A 26,059-nucleotide genomic window follows, 5' to 3' on the forward strand; every position below is an offset into this window, starting at 1 on the left:
GTGGAATGGACTCTCTGTATTAATCTGTCAAGCTACCCGCAGGCCCGAAGAATTCAAAATGAATTCTTTCCGCTGGCACTTTCCATTCTAATAGCGCCTTAAATATAGCACTCATGAAAGGAGTAGGTCCGCAGAAATAGAAATCAGCTTGTTGATCTACGACCCCTTGAAGCCAAGGGAGATCAATATAACCAGATTTATGGCAGACATCCTCTTCATTTGGAGATTCGTAGCACACATAGGATTTCAGATGGGGATGGCATTGCTCCAATTCCTCAATTAATCCTTTCATAGCATGCAGTCTACCATTGATAGCGGCGTGAATATATGTTACTTCACGTTGTGGTTGTTCAGCTGCTAACGTCTCAAGCATACTCACCATTGGAGTGAGTCCGACACCGCCGCTAATCAGGACTACCGGGATATCGGTACTGCGATCTAGTGTGAAGTCTCCAGCTGGAGCACTCACTTCCAGTACTGTACCTACATTAACTTCCTCGTGGAGGTAAGTAGATACGACTCCCGCAGGCTTGTTATCTGCTTCGTCTTCTCGTTTGACGGTGATGCGATAATAAGGTTGTCCCGATGCAGTTGACAGACTATAGTGACGAATGTGAGTGTATTTCTCACCTTCTGGTTGAACACGCAAGGTGATATATTGTCCCGGCAAATAAGAGGAAATAGCACCTCCATCCTGAGGGGTGAGATAGAACGAAGTAATAAGTTCACTTTCTTTTATTTTCTGACTGATAACGAAGTTTCTGAATCCGCTCCAGCCACCTGGTGCTTCCGCAGCTTCACGATACTTCTCTACTTCAACGCCGATGAATGCATCAGCAATTACGCCATAGGCTTCAGCCCAAGCATTCAGAATTTCTGGAGTTGCTGCATCACCAAGAACTTGGGCAATAGCAGCTAATAAGGTTTCACCGACAATCGGATAATGTTCAGGTAATACACCCAATGCGCGGTGCTTCTCTGCAATCTGTTTCACCACGGGGAGAATATTTCCTAGTTGATCAATATTTACTGCCGCAGCTAATACTGCATTGGCAAGGGCTGTCTGTTGTTTGCCTTGGCGTTGGTTGGCATGATTGAATATATTTAATAGTTCAGGATGGTTCTCAAATAACATGCCGTAGAAGGCAGTTGTGATCGTTGTTCCATGAATCTGCAATACAGGAACGGTTGATTTAATAATCTCAATGGTACGTTGATCTAACATATATATTACCTCTTTCCTACAATCAGATATTTGCTACTTATAAAGCGTATAGAAGTGGCGGGGGTGAAAGTGTGCTTTTCATCACATGAAAAATTGCTAAATTGTGAACAAGCTGAATTTAGCAATGACATTTATCACGATAAAGATGTGAAAAATGACTTGAAAACACAATAAAACACAAAAACCACCATATTCTTTATGAACAAAGTGGTTATAGTGCGTTTTCAAAAGGTCACCTTTTGAACAACTTCTTACAGTGTACCAATCTCAATTTGGCGTCGGGGTTTCTCCCGGATCCAAGCCGTCGGAAGTGACTCGGAGAATGGCAATGGCTCCTTTGGTAGCATCGTTGAGTTGATGGGTTACAATGGGGTAATCCCCCACTTCGTTTACGACGAATTCTACCACGGCACCGCCGCTAACTGGGATCATGACGGTTTGTAGACCATATAACATATTCTTCGGATTGCCGTCCGTATACACTACATCCATAATGGCCCCGACGACGTGGAAAGAGGATACTTTATTGGGACCGACATTGTTAACATATATTCGAACCCGATCCCCAACCTTAGCCAGTAAAGGATGTTCCTTCAAGGTAAAGTCATCTCCGTTAAATACGACATACTCAGGTGCACCATCTAAAAAGGCATTGAAATCATGTTCTGCATACCACTCACTCTGTACAATAGTATACTCACGATCGACTTCATTATCCGTCGGATAACCATCTTTCGGTTCAACGATGATGACACCATACATACCATTGGCGATATGTTCTAACATCGGGTCTGTGCCACAATGGTACATGAATACACCTGGCATATTAGCTGAGTAAGTAAAGCTACCATGCTCAAGTGGCATAATGTCCACGAAGTTCGTGCTAGGAGAAGTCTGGACAGCATGGAAGTCCATGGAGTGTGGCATGGTAGGGTCGATATTATTCAGAGTGAAGTTAAGCGTATCGCCTTCTTTCACTCGAAGGACAGGACCGGGTACTGTACCATTGAATGTCCAAGCATTATAGAAAACACCAGAAGAAATTTCCACATCGGTTACTTGCGCAGTCATTTCGATATGAACGATATTGCCTTCGCGAACGATAACAGGCTCAACTGGAGGCTGATTCACTGTTTCCACAATAAACTCGTCTTCATCTTCAAGGACAGGTACAGGATTGACGTAGAAGCCAGTTATAATAATAGCAAATCCGATTACAACAATGAGATACAACTTCCAGTTGAACATTGTAAACAGCCTCCAATCTGAGATTACATATATCCGAGGTCTTCTTTCGCTTCATCGGACATGAGACTTGGCGACCAAGCCGGTTCCCATACGACCTCGACTTCGACAGATAGAACCCCAGGCTCTACTTCGAGTGCCCTCTTCACACCACCGACGATCATATCGTGCATCGGACAGCCTGGTGTCGTTAGTGTCATCACGACAGACACGACTCCATCTACGAACTGAAGGTCATAAATAAGTCCAAGATCAACGATGTTGACACCAAGCTCCGGATCATACACCTCTTTGAGGCATTCTCTAATAAATTCCACTTTAATCCCTCCTATTTCGTAAATACACTGGCAATCAGACTTATATAGAGGAGCGAACTTAAAGCTAGTATACTTCCTCCGATGGATGTGACCCACGGCTGATTCCAACTCAGACCTATCATAAGTATAAATAATGAGCTGACGATGACGGTTAATCCAATATGAACATGACGATCATTGATTAAATCGGACATGGTTGGTATTTTCTTTTTGCCTATTAAAGGACCGTATTTATGTGTCCACCATAGGAATGGAACGATTTTGGATAAATAAGATAGAAGCGTGAGTCCGACCCATCCCCATAAATACAGCCAACCAAGGATGACGACCATCCGGGATTGCACCATTATGTCTGGCATGAAAGGAGAGAGGATAAGGATGGAGATCCCAATCACTGTCAAAGAATGTGTTAGAGCAAGAGTCCATTTCATACCCACGCCAGGATTAGGTTTGTGTCGATGCTTAACAATTTGAGATAGATGAATGGAATAAGCGATCATGGCGAGTACAACTAATAGTAACCCTGACCATTTCAACCATGCAGGTCCATTAAACAGAAATGATAAAGCGCCGACAAGTACGCCTGCATTCCATAGCGCAATCACGACTTTTTGCAACCACTCTGGATATTCATGAGATAGATAGAACATAGGGAACATTTTATAGCTGAAGCCTGTAATGAGCATTCCGAACCAGCCAAACGCTGCAAAACAGATATGAGCGCCAAGTAATTGCTCGTGGAAGTCACCCCACTGATCGAAATAAAAGTTTAACCCCATGAGCATACCTGATATTCCGGTAAGTACGAGATAGGTGACAGAACAGGCAAGGCTAATCGTTATCGTATTCCATTTCTTAGCGCGAACGAGCGTCACACCGATATTAATGGCGAACAACAGAATACCAATGAAAGCAACGGTGGCGAATCCCGCGATCCACATCACCTGCATCGATTGAAAGCCAATGAGTAATCCTGCCGTTCCGACTGCAAAAAAACCATAATGAACATAACCGAGTGTTCTACTGAATAAGCTGTGGTTTTGCAGTACGACAGGGGTGAGTTGATACACAGCGCCCATCGCAATCATCGTTGCCCAACCTAACACGAGTAGATGGACACGGAACCATCCAGTTGGGTACCTAGGCTCCTCGCTAAACATGGTTAGCCATGTTGCGAAATCGAATAAGGAAAATAGCTGGAATAGCGCGAAGCTAATGAGACCGGTAATAATGAACAGAAACGGCAGGCGAAACATGGGCAAACACCACCTTACTTTTTGTAAATATGAATTCTTGCTGATCCGTCAGGTTGCTCTTCAACGTCATAGTCATACCCTAACGTATTAAGTTCTTCGATAAGAAACACAGGGACTCGATCGTTGTGAATGATAACCTCATCCCCGGGTGATGCCTCTTCGAGTTTCTTCAAAGTACGTATCATAGGCTGTGGAGGCTCCAATCCGCGATTATCCAACTCATAGATTTGAGAAGGGGGAGAATCGGCCGGGCATTCAGGCGTATCATGAGATTGCTGTACATCTTGGTAGTCTTCTATGGCATCTAGTTCATGTCCGCTATTTTTGTGTATAAATGTGATGATCCAGTGATCGGACTCTATCTTCTCAACTTTATGAGTGTACCCCTTGGTTTTCATTAAACCAAAGAGAGGTGTCGGTTTAAAAGTAGCGTGCAGCACGAAGATATCATCCTTATTTAACGCTTTTACCGTATCCATGATAACTTTAAAGGGCTCTACCTTTTTACGTAGATAGGGTCGAACATCTAACTCTACCGTCTGTCCTGTATGATCCATGTCACATCATCTCCTAAAAGTTTTGTAGCATCACTTCCTGAATGAACTTCGCAAAACTCACACCGGAAGCATGAGTTAAAAGTTTTCGTAGCACTACTCCCCGGATGAACTTCGTGAAAACTCACACCAGAAGCGTAAGCTTAAATTTCAACTGGATGAAGTTGTTTAGCTACGTCGTATAAAGCTGCCATCCCGCCGTACAATGCATAGAAGAAGGAATCCGGTGCATCCAGTGAGAATGAGTTATATTGTTTGGGATCGATGCCGAGCATAAATTCGAATAAGGCTGCACTATCATAAGCGTAGAAACAGAAATAAGTATATTCAAAAATAGGCATTTTCTCATAAATGGTTACAATATCAGAAGCATGCAGGGAAATATCTCTGGACGCCTCTGTTACCATGAGGATCGCATCTTCTAAACGGACACTAATTTTGATTGTTTGTTCATCTATAATTGTAACTTCAGCCATACGGTATCACTCCTCTAGTTTACTGATTTTGACACGGAACATATCGGGACCTTGTTCGAGGTATTCCCAAGTGAATCGACCGGAATGCATAGATTCGAATTGGAAACGAAGTGGAACCGGATCATGATCGTTCACTAACAACATCGCCTCTGAAGGTTGAAGTTGGTTGAATGTTTGGAAAATGACCTTATGTTTTAATTGAGGTGGGTACTCGGTAGCGTTGACAATGAAAGTGAAATTATCCATTATTGTATTCCTCCTGAGAACTATTATCATTACAAACCTCATTATAAGAGATGTGAAAGTCAGCATTGTGATTATAATCACGATTGTGAAAATGAGATTGATCTACGATTGGAATATAACGAAACACTCTATGTAGAGGTCATGATTATGAGGAGGATACTTAATGAATAAGTGGATAAAGTTAACTGTTCTTATAAGCATTTGTGTATTGTTCTTAGCTGCGTGTGGCAAAGAGGAAATGGAAAGTTCAGAATCAAGTGCAACTGGAGATACGAAGGAATTCACTATTGAAGCGACGTCGTTTGAATTTGATGTGACAGAAATAAAGGTGAAGCAGGGGGATACGGTCAAAATAACGTTGAAAAACAAAAAGGGTTATCATGGGCTTAAATTAGACGGATATAAGAAGGAAGTTCGTCCGAATCGTTCCATTTCATTCGTAGCCACTGAAAAGGGAGAATTTGAATATAAATGTGCTGCTCACTGTGGTGCGGGGCATAAGAAAATGATTGGGAAATTAATTGTAAATTAACTACTCTGATGGACAAGAAAATGAGAAAAAAGGAATTTTTTTAAAATTAGAGGTTCAGAAATGCTCGAAATGGTGATATAATGGTATAGAACATATCCAAAAAGAGAAAGGATCAGGATACCATGTGTCCCCGAAGGAACATTCCCCAAAGGACGGTCTGGAAACGTTATGATCTCTCATACACTTAGCTTGCTTCGTAGAGACAAAGTCGGGTATTAATGACAACCTCTGCGAAAGAAGGAAGCTAAGTATGCGAAGGACAAAGTCCTCAAAGTTTTCTCCTTGTAGTAGGTTGTCTCACTTATGACCACAATCTACGATAAAGAGGGAAACTTGTATGAGGAAAAGAGAACAACCAATTTCTATGTTGTTGCAAGTCGCTGTAATGTTATTAGGAACACTTTTAATGGCTTTTGCTTATTATCACATTAATTTTCAGAATCATTTAACCGAGGGTGGATTTGTTGGTCTTGCATTATTGGGTAAATACGTATTAGGCCTACCACCAGCACTAAGTATGCTCGCATTGGATATCCCTGTGCTGCTGCTTGCGTTATTCATTAAGGGTCGTAAATTTTTAGTGAATACGATAATCGCTACAACATCCTTTTCAATTTTCTATGCTTTGTTTGAACGTTATTCATTCATCGTTATTGATTTGCAGAATAGTTTATTCGTTGCTGCACTCTTATCAGGTTTATTGACGGGATTTGCTACAGGTCTTGTACTACGTTTTGGTGGGGCAAGTGGTGGGGATGATATATTATCACTTCTTGTTAGTCGTTGGACTGGATTGAAGCTAGGCACCGTGTTTTTTATATTTGATGCTATCGTTTTATTGCTTTCTCTATTCTATATGCCGCTAAGAGAGACTTTGTATACGATTCTCGCTGTAAGTATCGCGGGGAGAGTGATTACATTGACTGTGACTTCCGGTAGAAAGAAACCAGTAACCAAACGCTCCTTGTTTAAAGCTAAGACGAAGGGAACTTTACCTAAATCGCTAAAATCGAAGACTGTACCTGTTATGCATAATGCACGTTAATAGTAAGACACGATGGAATACTCTGATACGCAGGTTAATGAAGTACAGGGTCATCGTGTCTAATCCAAGATAACCACGAAGTTCTTAATATGAACTTTGTGGTTTTTTTGTATTTATAGAGGGAAAAGAAGAAAGTAGTCGAACCTCTCTAGAGTGTAGATAAGAAGATATACTTCATAATTCTGAACAGAGAGCAGGCGATGGTGGATCATGTGGAATGCGGATTTGTTATTAGAAAGTCTATACGATGAGGCTGTGAATCAGCATAAGGCAGGGACTGAGTCAGAGACGTCAATGGAACGGAAAATAAGGCTCAAACAGCTATTGCAGCAATTGAACGGCTCTTTCGAACCAAATAAAGAGCATGTTCCAGTACTATTAGAACGGACGATATGCGATGGCTATGTGAGAGAACGCGTTGAGTTATCAGCGACACCTGGATTGACCTTCGGAGCATATGTACTTATTCCAGAGGGGGCTCATGCCAATATGCCAGCAGTGCTTGCTATCCATGGACACGGCTATGGCGGCAGCCGAGAAATTGTTGGTTTGAACCCAGACGGTACTCCTAAAGAAAGTGGAGCGAGTAATCATCAACATTTTGCAGTAGAGCTTGTGAAACGGGGAATGGTAGTTATAGCACCCGACGTTGTAGGATTCGCAGAGCGGAGGTTATTGTCAGATCTGAAGAAAGATCCGAATATAGAGAATTCATGTCACAGAATTTCCGTAGGTCTTTTGATGGTGGGCAAGACGTTGACCGGACTTCGCGTAAGTGAAGCACAGGCTGCACTTCAGTATATTATGGATCGTCCTGAGGTGAATCCTGAGGCAATTGGTGTCATGGGATTCTCAGGTGGATCGTTGATCGCATCCGTTGTAGCTGCGTTGGATGATCGGGTTAAGGCGACGGTACTTATGGGGTTCCCTAATACTTTTAGAGACAGCATATTGCATGTACGTCATTGCATTGATAACTATACGCCAGGAATTATGAACTATGCGGAGCGTCCTGAATGGATTGGCTTGATTGCACCTAGACATCTCTTTGTGGAATCAGGCAATAAAGATCATATTTTTCCAGCTGCAGGTTTTGAGCAGACAGTCCAACAATTGAAAGAGATTTACACTCTTGAAGGAGTAGAGGAAAGATTAGAAAGTGATCTATTTCCGGGAGGTCATGAGGTTAGTGGGAGACGCTCTTATGATTGGATGAGTAGGGTACTCGATAATAGGTGAGTGTATGACTTGTTGTGCTAGGCCGATTCGACGATACATTCAAAAGCTAACAAGCCAGCGAGGAAATCGCTGGCTTGTCTTGTAGTGCCTTTTATATTTTATTCAAACAATGTACGGTACTCTGGATAACCTTCTTCCTCGAGATCCTCTAGGGGGATGAATCGAAGTGCAGCAGAGTTAATGCAATATCTCAGACCCGTAGGATCAGGTCCATCGTTGAACACGTGGCCTAGATGGGAGTCCGCTTCTTTACTACGTACTTCTGTGCGAATCATAAAATGGCTTGAATCGGTCTTCTCTTTAACCACATAGTCACGAAGCGGGCGTGTAAAGCTTGGCCAGCCGCAACCGGCATCGAATTTATCAAGTGAACTGAATAAGGCCTCTCCCGATACAACATCAACATAAATTCCGGTACCCTCATGGGCCCAGAACTCGTTCTGGAATGCGGGCTCTGTTCCGTTGTTCTGTGTTACCGCGTATTGAATAGGTGTTAGACGTTGCTTCAATTCTTCTTTATCCACTGGAGTTGACCAATGGGCTTGGATATAGTCCTCACGTCCAGATCCTTTGCGGTAGCGATAATAATGTCCTGGATTTTTCTTGTGATAGCCTTGGTGATGTTCTTCCGCATCGTAGAAAGGTTTAGCTGGCACAATCGGAGTGACAATAGGTTTATCGAAACGATGACTTTGCTCCAATGTTTGTTTCGATCGTTCTGCCTTCTCACGTTGCTCTTCATTATGATAGAAGATGGCTGTAGCATAAGAGTCGCCTCTGTCATGGAACTGCCCGCCTGCATCGGTAGGATCAATCTGTTGCCAGAAAAGCTCCAGCAATTTGTCGTATGGGAAAATATTCGGATTGTAAGTTATTTCAACGGCTTCGACATGTCCTGTAGTATGCGTGCATACTTCTTCATAAGTTGGATTGACCGTATGTCCACCTGTATATCCAGAGACCACTTTAATAATTCCTGGAAGCTCTTCAAACGGACTTACCATGCACCAGAAGCATCCACCTGCAAAAGTAGCCTTCTCATGTGTAATTGATTGCAAATTGCTCACGATTTCACTCCGTTTCTTTGACTGTGAATAATTTAAGTCACTTCTATTATAATTCAATTAGTAGTTAGAACCAAGGAGGAAGAGAATTTCGTTGTTCATCGAACTGATTCAGACTTCTGCCCTACGAGAAATTCTTCTATATACAATAAGAACCAAGATGATCAATAGCAGGTAAATCGACAGCACGATGAAGGAGGTAAAGGGATGACTCATGAGATTCCCTCCTAAATAGGCGTAAAGAATGATGCCCGGAATTTTCCCGAGACCTGAGGCAAGGGTGTAGGTCCACAAAGAAATAGATGCGACACCGGCGAAGATATTCACACCCATCTGTGGCAAAATAGGCAATAGACGAGCGATGGTGATCGCTAAAAAGGGATGAGTCTCGGTTAATGTCGTAAACGAATGAACAGATCGTTGCTTGCTTAGATAGCGCCTCCCTTGTTCACGAAAGGCATACCTGACGATCCCATACACAACAATTCCGGCGAGCATGGTTCCCAACCAAGCAATGAGCGATGCAAATACCGTTCCGTAAGCATATCCCAGAGTAGCAATGACTACTTTATACGGGAGAATGGGGAAGATGGCTAACAGAGTAGCGATTAGAATCAAGACGGTTAGAGAGTTATTATCGTTGAACCAGCTCCAAATATTCGATTTGTATATAAAGGCTACTCCCAATATGAGTACATAGAGTAACAGCGGCAGCAACTTTTTCATGAGAGATGATCCTTTCGTTAACATGGATTTTCGATATTATATCAAACTTTGCTATAATGTAGAAAAGTACAAAGGCTAAAAATTGGGTAGGGAAGAGGTTGAAACGAATGGACGAGGAATACAACAGATCGATGAAATTATCCTTAGAAGAACAGGTTAAGAAGAATTATCGCGAAGATGAGGATATGATGATACTGGTCTTTGCTCAGTGGTGCATTAATAATAATCTAGATCCATTGGAATTATATAATGAAGCCTATCCACATCAAGTTCATAATGAACAATTAATAAAAGTGATGGAGTTGACGGTATCTAAAGAAGAGGCAGGCGACATTCCAGATGAAACAGTGCTAGGGATGCTGTCGCTTTTTGGAAATGATGATCTTGGCTTTGTTGTTACCGAAGCGATCTCAAAAAGGGTTTAAGGGGTTGTGGTATACCTGAAACTAAAAAAGGCATACCACTTTTTAAAAATATAAGAAAGTATAAGTTTCACTTGAATCAATTTCATAATCGCTGATGCAGTCAAATCGGGTTGCGTAATTATGAAATTGATTCTTGATACTCTATCCCTTATATTTCCGATGAAACGGATGCCGTCTTTGAAAAAGGACGGCATTGCCGTTTCTACTTGATAACCGTTATTTCAGTTGTTCGCGATTAGCGGTACGAAATTGTCTGGGAGACATTCCAAATCTTGCTTTGAACACACGATGGAAATATGTGTAATTCGCAAATCCGCAAGTCTCTGCGACATTTTCAAGAGACTGAGGGCTGAATATAATGCGTTCTTTTGCCATATCGAGTTTTACGTCGAGCGTGTATTGCATAATGCTGGTATCGAATGTTTGTTTAAATAAGTGGACAGCTCGAGAGATGCTAATTCCTACATAAGCAGCGACATCTTCTAGTTTAAACATATATGAAGCATTTTCCTCAATATAATGTTTGATCTGATATGCTAAATGGGTCTTTGGGGTAGTGTTGGGCTGTTCTTTAAGCAAACGATCCACTTCTAAGCATAGAATTCTCATATAGTATCCTGAAATCTCAGGAAATGGATTTACGATGCGGCGTTGTTCGAGTGCAATTTGTCGGAATAAGCTTAAGAAGCTCTCATGGAGAGGGAAATTCATACGAGTAGGTCGAGTTTCGGATTTCCACCATCGGTCTATCCATTCTCCTCCGAAGAAAACATGGTAATCAGCACTGTCAATCATCAATTCACCGAGTGAATTGATTTCGTGATCCACTTTTAACTCATAGGGTTCACCTGGTGAATAAAGTAATAAATCACCTGTCTCAATCATGCCCAATTTACCGTCATATCGCGCACGACAACGTCCATCTGTTTGGAAACGCATTAAGTATGTTTTTACGCCATCTAATTGCGAGGTATAGTAGGGTTTTGTATGGAAGGAATATCCTGCTACATGCACTTGACAAGAATCTTCGAGAGTCATTATGAAGTCTCCTTTCAGATGAATAGAAAATTATGACCAGATTGTTCATGTTTCAATCATATTATTCATTTTAAAATAAAGCAATTCATATTACTATGTAATTAGATAGTACAAATGAAGTTTAGATACAATACTATTTAATACAGGAGTGGATCAGTCATGCTGAACGTGGGATTACAACTCTATACCGTTCGCGACCAAATGGAACAAGATTTTGAAGGTACGCTAAAAAAAATAGCTGAACTTGGTTACAAAGGTGTAGAATTTCATACTTTCTTTGGACGTAGCAGTTCTGAAGTTAAAAGGTTGCTGGACGAGAATGGTCTTGTAGCTATTGGAACACATACACAATACGCAAGTATGCTGGATGATTTGGATTCGATTATTACGTATAATAAAGAAATTGGTAATAAGTACATTATCGTTCCTTATTTATCTGAAGAAGAACGCCAATGGGATGATGTATTCGCAAAACTTAAGATTATTGGTGAGAAGTGTAAAGAACAAGATATGGTTCTTCTGTATCATAATCATGATTTCGAATTCACGGAGTCTTATGGTGAGAAGACTGTATTTGATGCAATGTATGAAGCAGTGCCAGCAACTTTGCTTCAAGTTGAAATGGATACATGCTGGGTGCACTTTGCAGGATTTGATGCTGTAGAGTATATTCATAAATATGCGGATAGATTACCGCTTGTCCACTGGAAAGATGTAAAGAGACAAGAGGATGGCTCTCCACTAACCGTTGAATTTGGACAAGGTGAAGTCAATCTAGCTGCCATTGCTGAAGCTGCTGATCAAGTAGGAGCAGAATGGATTATAGTAGAACAAGATTTCTGTCTGAATCCACCTCTCGAGTGTATTGCTACAAGTATGAATTGGATAAAACACAACATGAAAGATGGAGGAATCTTACATGTCTAAAACATTGAAGATTGGAATTATCGGTTGTGGAGGAATTGCTACAGGTAAACATTTACCGAGTCTTGCGAAACAATCCAATGCAGAATTGGTAGCTTTTTGTGACATCGTTCAAGAACGTGCAGACAAAGCGGCAGAGAAATACGGTGTTGAGGGTGCCAAAGTGTATACTGATTTCCGTGAGTTACTTAAGGATGAAAGTATCGATGTTATTCACGTATGTACACCGAACGATTCTCATGCTGAGATCACGGTTGAATCTCTTGAATCTGGCAAACATGTTATGTGTGAAAAGCCAATGGCCAAAACAGCCGCACAAGCAAGAGAAATGCTAGAAGCTGCAAAGCGTACAGGTAAAAAGCTTACGATTGGATATCAGAATAGATTCCGTGATGATAGTCAACATTTGAAGCAATTGTGTGAGAATGGTGAGCTAGGTGAAGTATACTATGGTAAGGCATTGGCAACTCGCCGTCGTGCTGTTCCAACTTGGGGTGTATTCCTTGATGAAGAGAAGCAAGGTGGGGGTCCGCTTATCGATATCGGTACGCATGCACTTGATTTGACATTATGGTTGATGGATAATTACAAACCGAAAAGTGTTATGGGATCGACTTTCCACAAGCTTGGACATCGTGAGAATGCAGCGAATGCTTTTGGACCATGGGATCCTAAAGAATTCAAAGTAGAAGATTCTGCCTTCGGTTTCATTACGATGGAGAATGGAGCTACTATCGTACTTGAATCCAGCTGGGCTCTGAATGTACGTGATTTCAGCGAAGCGAAGACGATACTTGCGGGTACTGAAGGCGGAGCAGATATGAAGGATGGTCTGACTATTAATGGTGAGAACTTAAGTCGTCTATATGAGACAAAAGTAGATTTGGGCGCTGGTGGCGTTGCGTTCTACTCTGGAGAAACGGAATCTGATTCAGATCGTGAAGCAAGATTATGGTTGCAAGCGGTTATTGATGATACAGAACCTGTCGTTACACCTGAACAAGCACTGGTCGTAACTGAAATTTTAGAAGCGATCTATGAATCTGCTAAGACAGGTAAAGCTGTATATTTTGAATAAATTCTAAAAAGTCTATACTATTAGGAAGTATGAATGAGAATAAGGGGGAGTAACAATGAAATTAGGAGTATTTATGGTGTTGTTCGGTGGTCGTAAGTTAGAGGATGCGTTAGACTATGTAGCTTCAAAAGGTCTGAAGGCTGTTGAAATTGGAACGGGTGGAAATCCAGGGAAGACACATTGTAACCCAGCGGATCTTCTGAACAATGAGACAGAACTTAAGAATTTCAAAAGAGCAGTAGAATCACGTGGACTTACGATCAGTGCGCTTAGCTGTCATGGTAATCCGCTTCATCCACAGAAGCATCTAGCGAAGGCGGATCACGATGATTTCGTGAATTCGGTTCTACTTGCTGAGAAGCTTGAAATACCTGTAGTGAATACTTTCTCTGGATGCCCTGGTGACCACGAGGATGCTAAATATCCGAACTGGCCGGTTGCGCCTTGGCCGAATGATTTTCAAGAGATATTGAAATGGCAATGGGAGAATAAGGTTATTCCTTATTGGACTGAACAAGCTAAATTTGCTAAAGATCATCATGTAAAGATCGGACTTGAGCTTCATGGAGGATTCTCCGTGCATACACCAGCTACTCTTCTTCGTCTGCGTGAAGCAGCGGGTGAGACGATTGGTGCTAACCTAGATCCAAGTCATATGTGGTGGCAAGGTATTGATCCAGTACAGGCTATACACATTCTAGGTCGTGAAGGAGCGATTCATCATTTCCATGCGAAGGATACGGTGATTGATCCAATTAATGTGAATAAACATGGTCTTACGGATATGCAATCCTATGAGAAAATGCTTGATCGTGCTTGGCAGTTCCGTAGCGTAGGTTATGGTCATGACATCAAAACATGGGCTGATATCATGAGCGCGTTGCGTTTAGTTGGTTATGATTATGTCGTAAGTATTGAACATGAAGATGGTCTGATGTCCGTTGAGGAAGGCTTCTCTAAGGCAGTTCAGAATCTTCAACAAGTTCTCATTGAAGAGCCGCTTGGCGATATGTGGTGGGTATAGAAATACTTTGTACTCTGAGAGTAAATGGAGAACGGCTACCGAAAGGTAGTCGTTTTTTATATAAGAACTAGAGAAATAAAGTTGAAAATAGACGGAGTATACTGTGAAAATTTCAATTGAATGTTTTAAAAAAATGATGAATGTGGTAAAATGAAATATACTTACTAAACGAAAGCTTTCTGATGATATGATTAAGTTATTTACCAGATATTAAAGTATATTTACAAAGAGGTGAAGGGGTCATGGAGATTGATCATATACAGATGTGTCCGCGATTTGAAACGGCTTTCTCTTTTTTGGGCAAGCGTTGGAATGGGTTAATCATTCAGGGACTGATGAGTGGACCGAAGAGATTTAAAGATATTTCTAATTTAATTCCTTCCATGAGTGATAAAATGTTATCAGAACGGATGAAGGACTTGGAATTAGAAGGAATACTTATTCGTCATGTGTATCCGGAAACGCCGGTGCGTATTGAGTATGAATTAACGGATAAAGGCAGAGGATTAAAGCCTGTTATGGATCAGATCCAATCTTGGGCAGAGAGTTGGATCGATTAAGCGAAACGAAAAATCGAGTAGAAGTATCGACTTTGAAACCTCATTCATTAATTGAAATGAGGTTTTTTTTAATTTCCCTCGTGATTACAATCACAACCCTGCTGTCCTCCTAGGTATAGCCTGAATAGGTAAGACTTGAATAGATACCTAGGAGGAATGAATCATGTCGGTTGAAGCTCTTGTTTTCAGCGCTGATCATATCGTAAGTGATATTGTTATAAAGTTTCCAAAGGCTAGTGATTATTTCCGCGCTCATAAAATTGACTTCTGTTGTGGTGGTAAGCGCCCACTTATGGATGCCGTTCAGGAAAGAGGTCTGGACATTGATCAAGTAGTAGAGGAGTTAAATCAATTAGTTGCTAAGCACCCAGGTCTAGACGGTGATAAGGATGGTATGAAGAATTTCGTAGAAATGGACTCTCCATCATTGATTGATTACATTGTAAGAAAACATCATGATTACTTGCGTGAAGAACTTCCTGAAATAAATAAGAATGTTACGAGAGTTAACCGAGTTCATGGCAATCATGATCTACATTTGGAACAATTATACGTTCTGTATACAAGATTAAAAGATGAGTTGCTTGAGCATACAGCGGATGAAGAAGAACGATTCTTCCCACGAATGGTTGCTCTAGAACAACAATTTGAAGAGTCTACAAGTAAAGAACTTCAAGATTCAATTGCGCAATTAGAAGATGAGCATGACCAAGCTGGCGATATTTTAAAAGAGATCAGGGAAATCACGAATGACTTCACACCTCCAGCTCACGCGTGTACTACATATCGTATCACGTATGAAAGACTAGCAGAGCTAGAGCGTATGACATTTGAACATGTGCATTTGGAGAACAATATTTTATTTCCACGTTTTCAAGCTTAATGGATAGTGAAAAAGGATAGAGATTGAGAATCCAAATCTATCCTTTTTCGCTGTTTCTGTTGATGTCAATGAAATTGACGTTAAAAATAGATGGATATAGTTTAAAATGTGAACATATATGTGATAATATTCACATTATATGTGAATCAAATCACAATCTATATTTATTAAGATGTTAAACTTATATTATAAGGTAAGGAACAGAAGGAGGGTTTCCAAACATGCAACAAAAGAAAAAAGACAAACTATTGGTGATTGGGAATGGAATGGCAGGCATAAGTACAGTTGAACAAATATTAAAACTTAGTGATTCATTTGATATTACGGTATTTGGTAGTGAACCACATCCTAACTATAACCGAATCATGCTGTCCTACGTACTGGAAGGTAGCAAGACGGTCGATGATATTGTATTGAATGATTGGAACTGGTATTCAGATAATCAAATTACACTGCACACGACAACGACGGTGACACATATTGATCCGACAAATAAGCTAGTGACTACGGACAATGGTATGACGGAGACGTATGATAAGATCATCATCGCGACAGGATCGAATCCTTTTATATTACCGATTCCTGGGAGTGATAAAGATGGCGTTATCGGTTTCAGAGATATTAATGACTGTAACCAAATGATGGATGCTGCTCAGAAGTATAAGAAGGCCGCTGTCATCGGTGGCGGGCTTTTAGGTCTAGAGGCGGCAAAAGGGCTAGTGAATCTAGGGATGGATGTAACGGTTGTCCATTTAATGGAAGATATTATGGAGCGCCAATTAGATCGTAGTGCCTCTTCAATGTTGCAGGCAGAATTGGAACGTCAAGGGATAAAATTTGCTATGGGCAAACAAACCTCAGAGCTAATTGGAGAAGAACGAGTAAGTGGATTGCGTTTCAGTGATGGAAGTATTTTGGATGCTGATCTTGTTGTGATGGCGGTAGGTATTAAACCGAACATAGCGCTTGCCACAGCTAGTGATATGGAAGTAGGACGAGGTATTGTTGTAGATGACTACATGCGTACTTCATTAGAAGATGTGTATTCCGTCGGTGAGTGTACGGAACATCGGGGAGTGTGTTACGGACTCGTAGCGCCTTTATTTGAACAAGGGCATGTATTGGCTAAGCATATATGTGGAGTTGCCACATCTCCTTATGAAGGTTCTATTGTCGCGACGAAGCTTAAAATATCTGGTGTCGATGTGTTCTCTGCAGGTGAGTTTGTTGAAGGACCTGAACATACCGTGATTTCTACTAAAGATGAGTGGAAAAGAACCTATAAGAAAATTCTTCTGCGTGACAATGTCATTGTCGGAGCTGTGCTGTTCGGTGATGTAACAGAGTCTGCAAATTTACAAAAATTGATTAAGCAACAATCTGAAATGACGGATGATATTTATAGTACGATCATGGGAACTGGATGCAGTGGGGGCGGCGCTAATAAGCAATCATCGATAGAGACAATGGCAGATGATGAGATTGTGTGCGGATGTAATGGCGTTACTAAAAAGGCGATTGTCGATGTAATTACAGATCAAGGCTTAACGACGGTAGATGAAATTAAAGCTTGTACGGGAGCTACTCGTTCATGCGGAGGATGTAAGCCCGTTGTTGAACAAATTTTACAGTATGTTCTAGGGGACGGATTCAAGACAGCTACGAAAGAAGGTATTTGTGATTGTACGACACTCAATAGGGATGAAATAGTTGCAGAGATTACCACTAAAGGATTATCCACAACTCGTGAGGTCATGAATGTACTTGGTTGGAGTAATCAAGAGGGATGTTCCAAGTGCCGCCCAGCAATCAATTACTACTTGAACATGTTAAATCCTGAGACTCATGAAGATGAGAAAGAATCGCGCTTTGTTAACGAACGAATGAATGCGAATATTCAAAAAGATGGAACGTATACGGTCGTTCCTCGGATGTATGGTGGTGTAACGACACCAGAGGCGCTCAAGAAAATTGCGGATGTTTCTTTGAAGTATGATGTTAAGGTTGTTAAAGTTACGGGTGGGCAGCGGCTGGATCTCATTGGCGTAAAGAAGGAAGACCTGCCAAAAGTATGGGAAGAACTTGATATGCCTTCCGGTTATGCATATGCTAAATCGTTACGTACGGTCAAAACATGTGTCGGTTCCCAATTCTGTCGATTTGGAACACAAGATTCTATGGCTATGGGAGAACTATTAGAACGTAAATTCGAACGCCTGGATTTACCTGCGAAATTTAAATACGCTGTGAATGGTTGTCCGCGAAACTGTGCGGAAGCTTGTACGAAAGACATCGGTATTGTAGGTAATGATGGAGGATGGGAAGTCTTTATCGGAGGTAATGGCGGGATCAAGCCGCGGATTGCCGACAGCTTCTGTAAAGTGAAGACAGATGCAGAACTGATTGAAATTTGTGGAGCTATTATGCAATACTATCGGGAAACGGGTAATTATCTAGAAAGAACTTCCGAATGGGTAGAGCGGATCGGTCTTGAGCAGATTCAATCTGTTATATTGGACAATGAGGATAATCGTAAGGAACTTGTTAAACGAATTGAAATTGCTCTACAACAAGTAGAAGATCCATGGAAAAAGATGCTTAATGATGACAAAACACGTACAGCATTATTTGAAGATCATACAACGGCAACAGCTGTTAAATAATGATGTGACCAGAGGTTGTGCAAAACTCGCACTGTAAGTGTTATTTAGAGAGGAGATTACTCGAATGGAAATGACAACGAATTATTATTCTGTAGGTTCGCTTGATGAGTGCTTGGTGCAACTAGGCCGAGTTGTGATTATTGAAGATCAGGAGATCGCTATATTCCGTACAACGGACGGGAATGTATATGCTGTAGCGAACAAGTCACCACACCCAAAGGGAGGCCCATTGGCCGAGGGGATTGTATCCGGACATTATATTTATGATCCTTTGTATGACTGGAAAATTGATTTGATTACCGGTAAGGTGCAAGCGCCAGATACAGGACAAGTTGCGACGTATCCTGTTATTGTGAAGAATGGAGAAATTCAAATCGGATTATAATGATGATGGATTACAAATCCAAATAGACAAGGTATAGTAATCCATCACATTGATGTCGCTTATACTCATTGAAGAGGTGATCCACCTGTATACACAAAGTGTAGAAACCATCGTAGAGGCAGCTGTTAAGAGAAAAGAAAAAATGAATGAAAGTCTAATACGATACATGATAGCTGCTGTATTAGCAGGTGCCTATATAGGGATTGGGATTATTCTAATCTTCTCACTAGGTGCACCCTTAGCTGCAATCAACTCTGCCTTTCAACCGCTCGTTATGGGAGCTGCTTTCGGGATTGCACTTACATTAGTTATATTTGCTGGTGCAGAGTTATTTACGGGAAATAATATGTTCTTTGTGGTAAGTACACTGGCAGGTAAGACTACTATTAGGGATACGCTTAAGAACTGGACTATCGTATTTATAGGGAATTTATTAGGTGCTATTGTGCTGAGTTTACTAGTTCTAGGTGCAGGGTTATTCAAGGACATCCCTGCGGAGCACTTACTCTTTGCGGCAACCGCAAAAAAGATGAATCTGCCTGTTATGGAATTGTTCTTTAGGGGGATTCTTTGTAACTGGTTAGTATGCTTGGCGATCTGGATGGCAATGCGTGCAAAAGAAGAAGTTGCGAAATTAATACTCATCTGGTGGTGCCTATTTGCCTTTATTGCGAGTGGATTTGAGCATAGTGTCGCTAATATGACGCTGCTCAGTCTGGCGACTTTACTACCCAATCACCCAGAGACTATTTCAATTGCGGGCTGGTTGCATAATATGATCCCTGTTACATTAGGGAATATTGTAGGTGGAGGTCTGTTCGTAGGTACGGCATACTGGTTTATTTCACCTGTACGGAGTAAAAAGAAATAAGGTTTTTTTACAAAAAGACGACAGCCATCGAGAACTGGCTTGTCGTCTTTTTGTCATGAAGAAGGACGCCGTTAGGCGTCCTTGAAATCGTATTGTATTCCTATATCCGGCAAATTTCAGCCGGGCAAAGCTCACAGTGGCAGATCTCTTGTAGCATAGTAAGATTCTTAATAACGATCAGTCCGCCATCATATTCTACAGCATCTTTTTTACGTAAATCGCTAAGCATCCGATTGACACTTTCACGAGTGGCGCCGATCATGTTGGATAAATCGGTATGGGTCACTTTTTTGTTAATGAGTATATTGTTTCCTTGCTTCTCACCATACGTGTTACCAAGTCGAATTAAAGTGGAGCAAAGGGCACCTGGCTTACCATACAACATCAAATCACGAAATTTAGTCTGTGTTAGACGATGATGGATGCCCATCCATTTCATGAAATCAATAGAGAATTCAGAATGCTGACAGATCAACATTTCCAAATCTTTATGTTCAATGACACCAACTTCACTTTCTTCGAGCACTTCAGCATTAAAGCTATGTTTGGTGCTGAAGAATAGATCGGCTTGACCTACCAAATCTCCTGTCTGATACATATATAGTATAAGTTCTTTACCTTCGTCTGTAGATTTGGTCAACTTAATCCGACCACGCTTGATGTAATAAAGTTTATCTGACAAGTCACCCTCCCAAAAAAGATGTGATCCCTCAGGAATAATGCGATCCTTCATAGCGACTAGTAGATGATTAAAATTGGATTCAGAAAAACAGCTTGTATTTCCACGGGCTTCGATAACATTGATATATGCAGTCATAGTCTTAACCCCTTATCCTAAATTTTCTGTTAAATTTAAACTAATTATACCCTTAAAAATCACATTTGTGGGGGAATAAATACCCTTAATAGTGGCGAATTATAAAACTTTGTGATAAATTTCACTTTTAAGTGAGGTTAATAAGGAGAAATATTGATAAAGTCTGCAAAATGGGTAAAAACGGACATAATAGAAATGTAAGCGCTATGAAAAATAATTATATGATTGTGAAATATTTCACTACTAATTTTCAAAGAGCTATGATATGATGAAATCAAGAAAGAGATAACCATATATTTACTGGGAGGATGAGATGAAATGGCAGTTAAAAATGAAGTTATCCAAGAGAAGATACAAGGGACGGCAGAGGGATATATTCAATCTCTAATTGACAAGGCAGATAAAGCACAAGCAGCGTTTATGAAGATGGATCAAGAACAAATTGATGGAATTGTTAAAGCAATGGCACTCGCTGGTTCAGACCAACATATGTACTTAGCCAAATTAGCAGTGGAAGAAACAGGCAGAGGTATTTATGAAGATAAGATCATTAAGAATATGTTCTCAACAGAGTACATTTATAACAGCATAAAGAATGATAAGACAGTAGGCGTGATCGAAGATAACCAATATGACAGCTTCCAAAAAATCGCTGAGCCTGTCGGTACAATAATGGGAATCACTCCTGTGACGAACCCAACTGCGACAACGATGTTTAAAGCGCTTATATCCATTAAGACTCGTAATCCAATTATATTCGGCTTCCACCCATCCGCACAAAAGTGCAGTAGTGAAGCAGCAAGAATATTACTTGAAGCAGCTGTGAAACAAGGTGCACCTGCCGACTGTATCCAATGGATTGAAGAGCCAACGATGGATAAAACAAATATCCTTATGAATCACCCAGGTGTTGCTCTTATTCTAGCAACAGGCGGTTCTGCAATGGTTAAGGCAGCATATAGCTGTGGTAAGCCAGCGCTTGGTGTAGGGCCTGGTAACGTTCCTTGCTTCATCGAGAAAAGTGCCGATATTGATCAAGCAGTTACAGACTTGATTCTTTCGAAATCATTCGATAATGGTATGATTTGTGCGTCTGAACAAGCTGTTATTATAGAAGAACCTATATTCGATCAAGTGAAGAAAAAGATGATCGCAAATGGCTGTTACTTCCTAAATAAAGAAGAAGTTGCTAAGTTGACAGTCGGCGCTATGAACGTAGACAAATGTGCAGTGAATCCTGTTATTGTAGGTCAATCTGCGGTTAAGATTGCTGAAATGTCTGGTATTCAAGTTCCAGCTGGAACGAAGATCTTGGTAGCAGAAATTGAGGGTGTCGGTACGAAGTATCCATTGTCTGCTGAGAAATTAAGTCCTGTGTTAGCTTGTTATAAAGTGAAAAATGCCGAACAAGGTATTACTCGCGCAGCTGAAGTTGTTGAATTTGGTGGTATGGGTCACTCATCTGTTATTCACTCGAATAATGAAGAAGTTATCATGAAGTTCTCGGATCGTCTGCAAACAGGTCGGATTATTGTGAACTCTCCTTCGACCCACGGTGCCATTGGTGACCTCTATAATACCAATTTACCATCATTAACACTTGGTTGTGGATCTTATGGTCGTAACTCCGTTTCTACTAACGTAGGGGCAGCTAACTTAATTAATATAAAGAGGGTGGCACGTCGTACCGTGAATATGCAATGGTTCAAAGTTCCTAACAAGATTTATTTCGAAAAAGGTGCAACACAATACCTTGCTAAAATGCCTGAAATTACTCGTGTAGCCATTATTACAGACCCTATGATGGTGAAACTGGGATATGTTGAGAAGGTTGAACATTATCTTCGCCAACGTCAAACGCCTGTTGCTATTGAAGTGTTCTCTGAAGTAGAGCCAGATCCATCGACAGATACAGTAGATCGTGGTACTGCAATGATGAATAGATTCCAACCTGACTGTATTATTGCACTCGGTGGTGGATCTCCTATGGATGCTGCCAAAGCAATGTGGTTATTCTACGAACATCCAGAAGCTGATTTCGATGGCTTGAAACTAAAATTCATGGATATTCGCAAACGGATTTACAAATATCCACGTCTTGGTCAAAAGGCTAAGTTTGTAGCTATACCAACAACGTCGGGTACGGGTTCAGAAGTGACTTCATTCGCAGTTATTACAGATAAGAATCAAGGCAATACTAAATATCCACTTGCGGATTATGAATTAACACCAGACGTAGCCATTATTGACCCAGAGTTTGTGTACTCGTTACCACGGGTAGCGGTAGCTGATACGGGTATGGACGTATTAACACATGCCATCGAAGCTTATGTATCCGTTATGGCTAGCGACTACACAGATGGGCTTGCGATTAAAGCGATCCAATTGGTGTTCCAATATCTTGAGAAGTCGGCATTGGAAGGTGATAAGCTGGCTCGTGAGAAAATGCATAATGCATCAACCCTTGCGGGGATGGCATTCGCCAATGCATTCTTAGGAATTAACCACAGCTTAGCGCATAAATGGGGTGGTAAATACCACACAGCTCACGGTCGTACGAATGCAATCCTGTTGCCACACGTCATTCGTTACAATGCCAAGAAACCAACGAAGTTCGCAGCATTCCCGAAATATTCACACTTTGTAGCTGACGAACGTTATGCTGAAATTGCACGCATCCTCGGATTGCCTGCACGTACGACTGAAGAAGGTATTAATAGCTTAATTAATGCTATTCGTAAAATGAACAAAACGCTGGGTATCGAGGAATCGTTCCAACAATTAGGGTTCGATCCTAAGGAATTTGAAGCTGGTGTTGAATACTTGGCAGATCGTGCCTTTGAAGACCAATGTACAACAGCCAATCCTAAGATGCCATTAGTTACAGAACTTGCAGATGTGTATAGAGATGCGTTCTACGGAAGATTCGAATAAAGCAGCATCAATAGCAAAAGAATAGCTAATAAGTATAATTGAATAAGTTTTAATTTAACGTGACAAATATCACCTCAAAAGTGATGTTTGTCACAGTTATTTACTAGTATTTAAAGTAAGCTAATGATAGATAAAGATTCTAGAATAATATTACTTATATTGGTTGTGAAAAAAATTACGTTCTAGGATCCAAGAGACCTGAGATACCTTCAAACTCATGATCTCTAACAGAAATATAAATATATAGATGGAGGGATTATTATGTCGGTTATTGAAAAAGAAATGAAGAAGGTACAGTCAGGTTGGAGAAGTTACAAAGAGGGGAAATGGTCTAGAAAGGTCGATGTGAATGACTTTATATTCAAAAACATTACACCTTATGCTGGTGATGAAACCTTCTTAGTTGGAGCAACGCAGAATACAACAGAACTGTGGAAAATTGTATCGGACTTAACGAAGCAAGAGAGAGATAACGGTGGTGTATTAGATGTTGATGTCAATACAGCGGCTACGATTGTCTCGCACCAACCAGGCTATTTAGACAAAGATAAGGAGCAAATTGTTGGTGTACAAACAGATGCTCCGTTCAAACGCTCTATTCAACCGCAAGGCGGCATTCGCATGATGATTGACGCTTGTGAAGCTTATGGATTCAAACTTTCCGAAGATATTATTAAAACATTTACTGATATCCGTAAAACTCACAACCAAGGTGTATTTGATGCTTATACATCAGACATGAGAGCGGCTCGTAAAGCCGGTATTATTACAGGACTTCCTGATGCTTACGGCCGTGGACGGATCATTGGTGATTATCGTCGCGTAGCACTGTATGGTATTAACTTCTTGGTTCAAGACAAGAAGCGTGAACTGAATGAATTAGAAGTTGATGTAATTGATGAAGTTGTTATTCGCCAACGTGAAGAGCTTTCAGAACAAATTCGTGCCCTTGCTGAATTGAAGAAGATGGCCGATATGCATGGGTTTGATATTTCTGAACCTGCTAAGACAGCTAAAGAAGCATTCCAATGGGTATATTTTGGATACTTGGCTGCAATTAAAGAACAAAATGGTGCTGCGATGTCCCTCGGACGCGTATCCTCATTCCTTGATATATATGTACAGCGTGATATAGCAGAAGGTACTTTGACGGAAGAACTAGCACAAGAATTGGTCGATCATTTCGTTATGAAGTTGCGTATCGTTAAATTCCTTCGCACACCAGACTATAATGAATTGTTCAGTGGAGATCCAACATGGGTCACAGAATCCATCGGAGGAATGTCTGTCAATGGACAGACTCGTGTAACGAAGAGCAGTTTCCGCTTCCTGCACACATTGTACAACTTAGGAGCAGCTCCTGAACCTAACTTAACAGTGTTATGGTCAGAACAACTTCCAGAAGCATTTAAGAAATATTGTGCTAAAGTATCTATTGAGACGAGTGCCATTCAATATGAGAACGATGATCTTATGCGTCCAATCTATGGCGATGACTACGGTATTGCTTGTTGTGTATCCGCAATGCGCATCGGTAAACAAATGCAATTCTTTGGTGCTCGCGCCAACCTTGCTAAATGTTTGTTGTATGCAATCAACGGCGGTGTAGATGAGAAATCTGGAGCGCAAGTTGGACCGGAATTCCCAGCAATTACTGGCGACGTTCTCACTTATGATGAAGTGATGAAACGTTTCAAGCCTATGATGCAATGGTTAGCTAAGCTATATATGAACTCTCTAAACGTTATTCACTTTATGCATGATAAATATGCTTACGAAAGAATTGAAATGGCTCTGCATGATCGTGATATTCTTCGTACAATGGCTTGTGGTATTGCGGGACTATCTGTTACAGCGGATTCACTTAGTGCGATCAAATTTGCTACAGTCAAACCAATTCGTAATGAGCAAGGGATCGCTGTTGACTTTATCATTGAAGGTGAATATCCTTGCTATGGTAATAATGACGATAATGTAGATAACATTGCTGTTGAATTAGTTGAGACGTTCATGGGTATGATTCGTCAGAACAAAGCTTACCGTGACGCGTTGCCAACACAATCAGTCTTGACGATTACTTCTAATGTAGTCTATGGTAAGAAAACAGGTACTACACCAGATGGACGTAAAGCAGGAGAACCATTCGCACCAGGTGCTAACCCTATGCACGGACGCGATAAGAAAGGTGCTTTGGCTTCGCTAAGCTCTGTTGCTAAGCTTCCATATGAAGATAGCTTGGATGGTATTTCTAACACATTCTCTATCGTACCGAAAGCATTGGGTAAAGAAGAAGACACACGCAAATCCAATCTTGTTGCAATGATGGACGGTTACTTTGGCAGCGGTGGGCACCATCTTAATGTCAACGTATTTAATCGTGAACAATTGATGGATGCGATGGAACATCCAGAGGAATATCCGCAATTGACGATTCGCGTCTCAGGATATGCAGTTAACTTCATTAAATTATCTCGTGAACAACAATTGGATGTTATCAATCGCACATTCCACGGTGCGATGTAATTAGTAATA

General features: G+C 41.0%; 25 protein-coding genes. 14 read left to right on the forward strand and 11 right to left on the reverse strand.

What is annotated here, in order from left to right; genetic code table 11:
- Nucleotides 1–19 precede the first annotated feature (19 nt).
- The 7 genes from hmpA to AC1TO9_RS02010 all read right to left on the reverse strand — a co-directional run bounded on the left by hmpA (nucleotide 20) and on the right by AC1TO9_RS02010 (nucleotide 5,319).
- Nucleotides 20–1,225 carry an NO-inducible flavohemoprotein gene (gene hmpA, locus AC1TO9_RS01980; protein ID WP_482058220.1) on the reverse strand — a complete coding sequence of 402 codons (1,206 nt, stop codon included), beginning with the start codon at nucleotides 1,223–1,225 and terminating at the stop codon, nucleotides 20–22.
- A gap of 267 nt (nucleotides 1,226–1,492) precedes the next feature.
- Nucleotides 1,493–2,473 carry a multicopper oxidase domain-containing protein gene (locus tag AC1TO9_RS01985; RefSeq protein ID WP_482054810.1) on the reverse strand — a complete coding sequence of 327 codons (981 nt, stop codon included), beginning with the start codon at nucleotides 2,471–2,473 and terminating at the stop codon, nucleotides 1,493–1,495.
- Nucleotides 2,474–2,496: 23 nt separating this feature from the next.
- Nucleotides 2,497–2,793 (reverse strand): metal-sulfur cluster assembly factor, encoded by a 297-nt coding sequence (locus AC1TO9_RS01990; RefSeq protein WP_482055244.1) that lies wholly within the window; start codon nucleotides 2,791–2,793, stop codon nucleotides 2,497–2,499.
- 5 nt (nucleotides 2,794–2,798) lie between these two features.
- Nucleotides 2,799–4,043, reverse strand: coding sequence for a hypothetical protein (locus tag AC1TO9_RS01995; protein WP_482058221.1), 1,245 nt, complete (start codon nucleotides 4,041–4,043; stop codon nucleotides 2,799–2,801).
- Nucleotides 4,044–4,057: 14 nt separating this feature from the next.
- Nucleotides 4,058–4,600, reverse strand: a complete 543-nt coding sequence (locus tag AC1TO9_RS02000; RefSeq protein WP_482058222.1) for a DUF2249 domain-containing protein — start codon at nucleotides 4,598–4,600, stop codon at nucleotides 4,058–4,060.
- A gap of 140 nt (nucleotides 4,601–4,740) precedes the next feature.
- Nucleotides 4,741–5,073, reverse strand: a complete 333-nt coding sequence (locus AC1TO9_RS02005) for a hypothetical protein (protein WP_482054813.1) — start codon at nucleotides 5,071–5,073, stop codon at nucleotides 4,741–4,743.
- Nucleotides 5,074–5,079: 6 nt separating this feature from the next.
- Nucleotides 5,080–5,319: a DUF2249 domain-containing protein gene (locus AC1TO9_RS02010; RefSeq protein ID WP_482054814.1), complete on the reverse strand. Its 240-nt coding sequence runs from the start codon at nucleotides 5,317–5,319 to the stop codon at nucleotides 5,080–5,082.
- A 163-nt stretch (nucleotides 5,320–5,482) separates the two neighbouring features.
- Here AC1TO9_RS02010 and AC1TO9_RS02015 point away from each other — a divergent pair, with 163 nt between their 5' ends.
- The 3 genes from AC1TO9_RS02015 to AC1TO9_RS02025 all read left to right on the forward strand — a co-directional run bounded on the left by AC1TO9_RS02015 (nucleotide 5,483) and on the right by AC1TO9_RS02025 (nucleotide 8,135).
- A complete protein-coding gene (locus tag AC1TO9_RS02015) occupies nucleotides 5,483–5,851 on the forward strand; it encodes a cupredoxin domain-containing protein (RefSeq protein ID WP_482054815.1) in 369 nt (122 codons plus the stop codon).
- Between the two features lie 337 nt (nucleotides 5,852–6,188).
- A complete protein-coding gene (locus tag AC1TO9_RS02020; protein WP_482054816.1) occupies nucleotides 6,189–6,896 on the forward strand; it encodes a YitT family protein in 708 nt (235 codons plus the stop codon).
- A gap of 225 nt (nucleotides 6,897–7,121) precedes the next feature.
- Nucleotides 7,122–8,135, forward strand: a complete 1,014-nt coding sequence (locus tag AC1TO9_RS02025) for a dienelactone hydrolase family protein (protein WP_482058223.1) — start codon at nucleotides 7,122–7,124, stop codon at nucleotides 8,133–8,135.
- A gap of 98 nt (nucleotides 8,136–8,233) precedes the next feature.
- On the opposite strand, the gene msrB is transcribed toward AC1TO9_RS02025, so the two are convergent.
- Both msrB and AC1TO9_RS02035 read right to left on the reverse strand, forming a co-directional pair.
- On the reverse strand, nucleotides 8,234–9,202 hold the full coding sequence (gene msrB / locus AC1TO9_RS02030) for a peptide-methionine (R)-S-oxide reductase MsrB (RefSeq protein ID WP_482058224.1): 969 nt from the start codon (nucleotides 9,200–9,202) through the stop codon (nucleotides 8,234–8,236).
- A gap of 108 nt (nucleotides 9,203–9,310) precedes the next feature.
- A complete protein-coding gene (locus tag AC1TO9_RS02035; protein WP_482054819.1) occupies nucleotides 9,311–9,925 on the reverse strand; it encodes a TVP38/TMEM64 family protein in 615 nt (204 codons plus the stop codon).
- Between the two features lie 107 nt (nucleotides 9,926–10,032).
- Between AC1TO9_RS02035 and AC1TO9_RS02040 the strand changes: the two genes are divergently transcribed.
- Nucleotides 10,033–10,350, forward strand: a complete 318-nt coding sequence (locus AC1TO9_RS02040) for a hypothetical protein (protein ID WP_482058225.1) — start codon at nucleotides 10,033–10,035, stop codon at nucleotides 10,348–10,350.
- Between the two features lie 216 nt (nucleotides 10,351–10,566).
- Here the strand turns inward: AC1TO9_RS02040 and AC1TO9_RS02045 are convergent, their stop codons facing one another.
- Entirely contained in the window at nucleotides 10,567–11,388 is an 822-nt protein-coding gene (locus tag AC1TO9_RS02045; RefSeq protein ID WP_482054821.1) for an AraC family transcriptional regulator, read from the reverse strand.
- Nucleotides 11,389–11,547: 159 nt separating this feature from the next.
- Between AC1TO9_RS02045 and AC1TO9_RS02050 the strand changes: the two genes are divergently transcribed.
- The 8 genes from AC1TO9_RS02050 to AC1TO9_RS02085 all read left to right on the forward strand — a co-directional run bounded on the left by AC1TO9_RS02050 (nucleotide 11,548) and on the right by AC1TO9_RS02085 (nucleotide 19,776).
- A complete protein-coding gene (locus tag AC1TO9_RS02050; RefSeq protein WP_482058226.1) occupies nucleotides 11,548–12,315 on the forward strand; it encodes a sugar phosphate isomerase/epimerase family protein in 768 nt (255 codons plus the stop codon).
- Nucleotides 12,308–13,390 carry a Gfo/Idh/MocA family protein gene (locus tag AC1TO9_RS02055; RefSeq protein WP_482054823.1) on the forward strand — a complete coding sequence of 361 codons (1,083 nt, stop codon included), beginning with the start codon at nucleotides 12,308–12,310 and terminating at the stop codon, nucleotides 13,388–13,390. Before AC1TO9_RS02050 ends, AC1TO9_RS02055 begins: the two co-directional genes overlap by 8 nt.
- Before the next feature lie 55 nt (nucleotides 13,391–13,445).
- A complete protein-coding gene (locus AC1TO9_RS02060; protein WP_482054824.1) occupies nucleotides 13,446–14,414 on the forward strand; it encodes a sugar phosphate isomerase/epimerase family protein in 969 nt (322 codons plus the stop codon).
- A 242-nt stretch (nucleotides 14,415–14,656) separates the two neighbouring features.
- On the forward strand, nucleotides 14,657–14,974 hold the full coding sequence (locus tag AC1TO9_RS02065) for a winged helix-turn-helix transcriptional regulator (protein WP_482054825.1): 318 nt from the start codon (nucleotides 14,657–14,659) through the stop codon (nucleotides 14,972–14,974).
- 163 nt (nucleotides 14,975–15,137) lie between these two features.
- On the forward strand, nucleotides 15,138–15,857 hold the full coding sequence (gene ric, locus AC1TO9_RS02070) for an iron-sulfur cluster repair di-iron protein (RefSeq protein WP_482058227.1): 720 nt from the start codon (nucleotides 15,138–15,140) through the stop codon (nucleotides 15,855–15,857).
- 221 nt (nucleotides 15,858–16,078) lie between these two features.
- Nucleotides 16,079–18,520 (forward strand): nitrite reductase large subunit NirB, encoded by a 2,442-nt coding sequence (gene nirB, locus AC1TO9_RS02075; RefSeq protein ID WP_482058228.1) that lies wholly within the window; start codon nucleotides 16,079–16,081, stop codon nucleotides 18,518–18,520.
- Between the two features lie 64 nt (nucleotides 18,521–18,584).
- Nucleotides 18,585–18,905 (forward strand): nitrite reductase small subunit NirD, encoded by a 321-nt coding sequence (gene nirD / locus AC1TO9_RS02080; RefSeq protein WP_482054828.1) that lies wholly within the window; start codon nucleotides 18,585–18,587, stop codon nucleotides 18,903–18,905.
- A gap of 85 nt (nucleotides 18,906–18,990) precedes the next feature.
- Nucleotides 18,991–19,776: a formate/nitrite transporter family protein gene (locus tag AC1TO9_RS02085; protein ID WP_482055245.1), complete on the forward strand. Its 786-nt coding sequence runs from the start codon at nucleotides 18,991–18,993 to the stop codon at nucleotides 19,774–19,776.
- Between the two features lie 100 nt (nucleotides 19,777–19,876).
- Here the strand turns inward: AC1TO9_RS02085 and AC1TO9_RS02090 are convergent, their stop codons facing one another.
- Nucleotides 19,877–20,593, reverse strand: a complete 717-nt coding sequence (locus AC1TO9_RS02090; RefSeq protein WP_482054829.1) for a Crp/Fnr family transcriptional regulator — start codon at nucleotides 20,591–20,593, stop codon at nucleotides 19,877–19,879.
- A gap of 318 nt (nucleotides 20,594–20,911) precedes the next feature.
- Here AC1TO9_RS02090 and adhE point away from each other — a divergent pair, with 318 nt between their 5' ends.
- Together adhE and pflB are read left to right on the forward strand one after the other, a co-directional pair.
- Complete coding sequence (adhE, locus tag AC1TO9_RS02095) at nucleotides 20,912–23,527, forward strand: bifunctional acetaldehyde-CoA/alcohol dehydrogenase (RefSeq protein WP_482058229.1); 2,616 nt, start codon at nucleotides 20,912–20,914, stop codon at nucleotides 23,525–23,527.
- 261 nt (nucleotides 23,528–23,788) lie between these two features.
- A complete protein-coding gene (gene pflB / locus AC1TO9_RS02100) occupies nucleotides 23,789–26,050 on the forward strand; it encodes a formate C-acetyltransferase (protein WP_482058230.1) in 2,262 nt (753 codons plus the stop codon).
- Nucleotides 26,051–26,059 lie beyond the last annotated feature (9 nt).

The organism is Paenibacillus sp. Y916, assembly GCF_056786435.1.

What these genes read in the sequence shown, in the direction of transcription:
- hmpA (WP_482058220.1), bottom strand. Translation starts at nt 1,225, where the DNA reads ATGTTAGATCAACGTACCATTGAGATTATTAAATCAACCGTTCCTGTA.
- AC1TO9_RS01985 (WP_482054810.1), bottom strand. Translation starts at nt 2,473, where the DNA reads ATGTTCAACTGGAAGTTGTATCTCATTGTTGTAATCGGATTTGCTATT.
- AC1TO9_RS01995 (WP_482058221.1), bottom strand. Translation starts at nt 4,043, where the DNA reads ATGTTTCGCCTGCCGTTTCTGTTCATTATTACCGGTCTCATTAGCTTC.
- AC1TO9_RS02000 (WP_482058222.1), bottom strand. Translation starts at nt 4,600, where the DNA reads ATGGATCATACAGGACAGACGGTAGAGTTAGATGTTCGACCCTATCTA.
- AC1TO9_RS02005 (WP_482054813.1), bottom strand. Translation starts at nt 5,073, where the DNA reads ATGGCTGAAGTTACAATTATAGATGAACAAACAATCAAAATTAGTGTC.
- AC1TO9_RS02010 (WP_482054814.1), bottom strand. Translation starts at nt 5,319, where the DNA reads ATGGATAATTTCACTTTCATTGTCAACGCTACCGAGTACCCACCTCAA.
- AC1TO9_RS02015 (WP_482054815.1), top strand. Translation starts at nt 5,483, where the DNA reads ATGAATAAGTGGATAAAGTTAACTGTTCTTATAAGCATTTGTGTATTG.
- AC1TO9_RS02020 (WP_482054816.1), top strand. Translation starts at nt 6,189, where the DNA reads ATGAGGAAAAGAGAACAACCAATTTCTATGTTGTTGCAAGTCGCTGTA.
- AC1TO9_RS02035 (WP_482054819.1), bottom strand. Translation starts at nt 9,925, where the DNA reads ATGAAAAAGTTGCTGCCGCTGTTACTCTATGTACTCATATTGGGAGTA.
- AC1TO9_RS02040 (WP_482058225.1), top strand. Translation starts at nt 10,033, where the DNA reads ATGGACGAGGAATACAACAGATCGATGAAATTATCCTTAGAAGAACAG.
- AC1TO9_RS02045 (WP_482054821.1), bottom strand. Translation starts at nt 11,388, where the DNA reads ATGACTCTCGAAGATTCTTGTCAAGTGCATGTAGCAGGATATTCCTTC.
- AC1TO9_RS02050 (WP_482058226.1), top strand. Translation starts at nt 11,548, where the DNA reads ATGCTGAACGTGGGATTACAACTCTATACCGTTCGCGACCAAATGGAA.
- AC1TO9_RS02055 (WP_482054823.1), top strand. Translation starts at nt 12,308, where the DNA reads ATGTCTAAAACATTGAAGATTGGAATTATCGGTTGTGGAGGAATTGCT.
- AC1TO9_RS02060 (WP_482054824.1), top strand. Translation starts at nt 13,446, where the DNA reads ATGAAATTAGGAGTATTTATGGTGTTGTTCGGTGGTCGTAAGTTAGAG.
- AC1TO9_RS02065 (WP_482054825.1), top strand. Translation starts at nt 14,657, where the DNA reads ATGGAGATTGATCATATACAGATGTGTCCGCGATTTGAAACGGCTTTC.
- ric (WP_482058227.1), top strand. Translation starts at nt 15,138, where the DNA reads ATGTCGGTTGAAGCTCTTGTTTTCAGCGCTGATCATATCGTAAGTGAT.
- nirB (WP_482058228.1), top strand. Translation starts at nt 16,079, where the DNA reads ATGCAACAAAAGAAAAAAGACAAACTATTGGTGATTGGGAATGGAATG.
- nirD (WP_482054828.1), top strand. Translation starts at nt 18,585, where the DNA reads ATGGAAATGACAACGAATTATTATTCTGTAGGTTCGCTTGATGAGTGC.
- AC1TO9_RS02090 (WP_482054829.1), bottom strand. Translation starts at nt 20,593, where the DNA reads ATGACTGCATATATCAATGTTATCGAAGCCCGTGGAAATACAAGCTGT.
- adhE (WP_482058229.1), top strand. Translation starts at nt 20,912, where the DNA reads ATGGCAGTTAAAAATGAAGTTATCCAAGAGAAGATACAAGGGACGGCA.
- pflB (WP_482058230.1), top strand. Translation starts at nt 23,789, where the DNA reads ATGTCGGTTATTGAAAAAGAAATGAAGAAGGTACAGTCAGGTTGGAGA.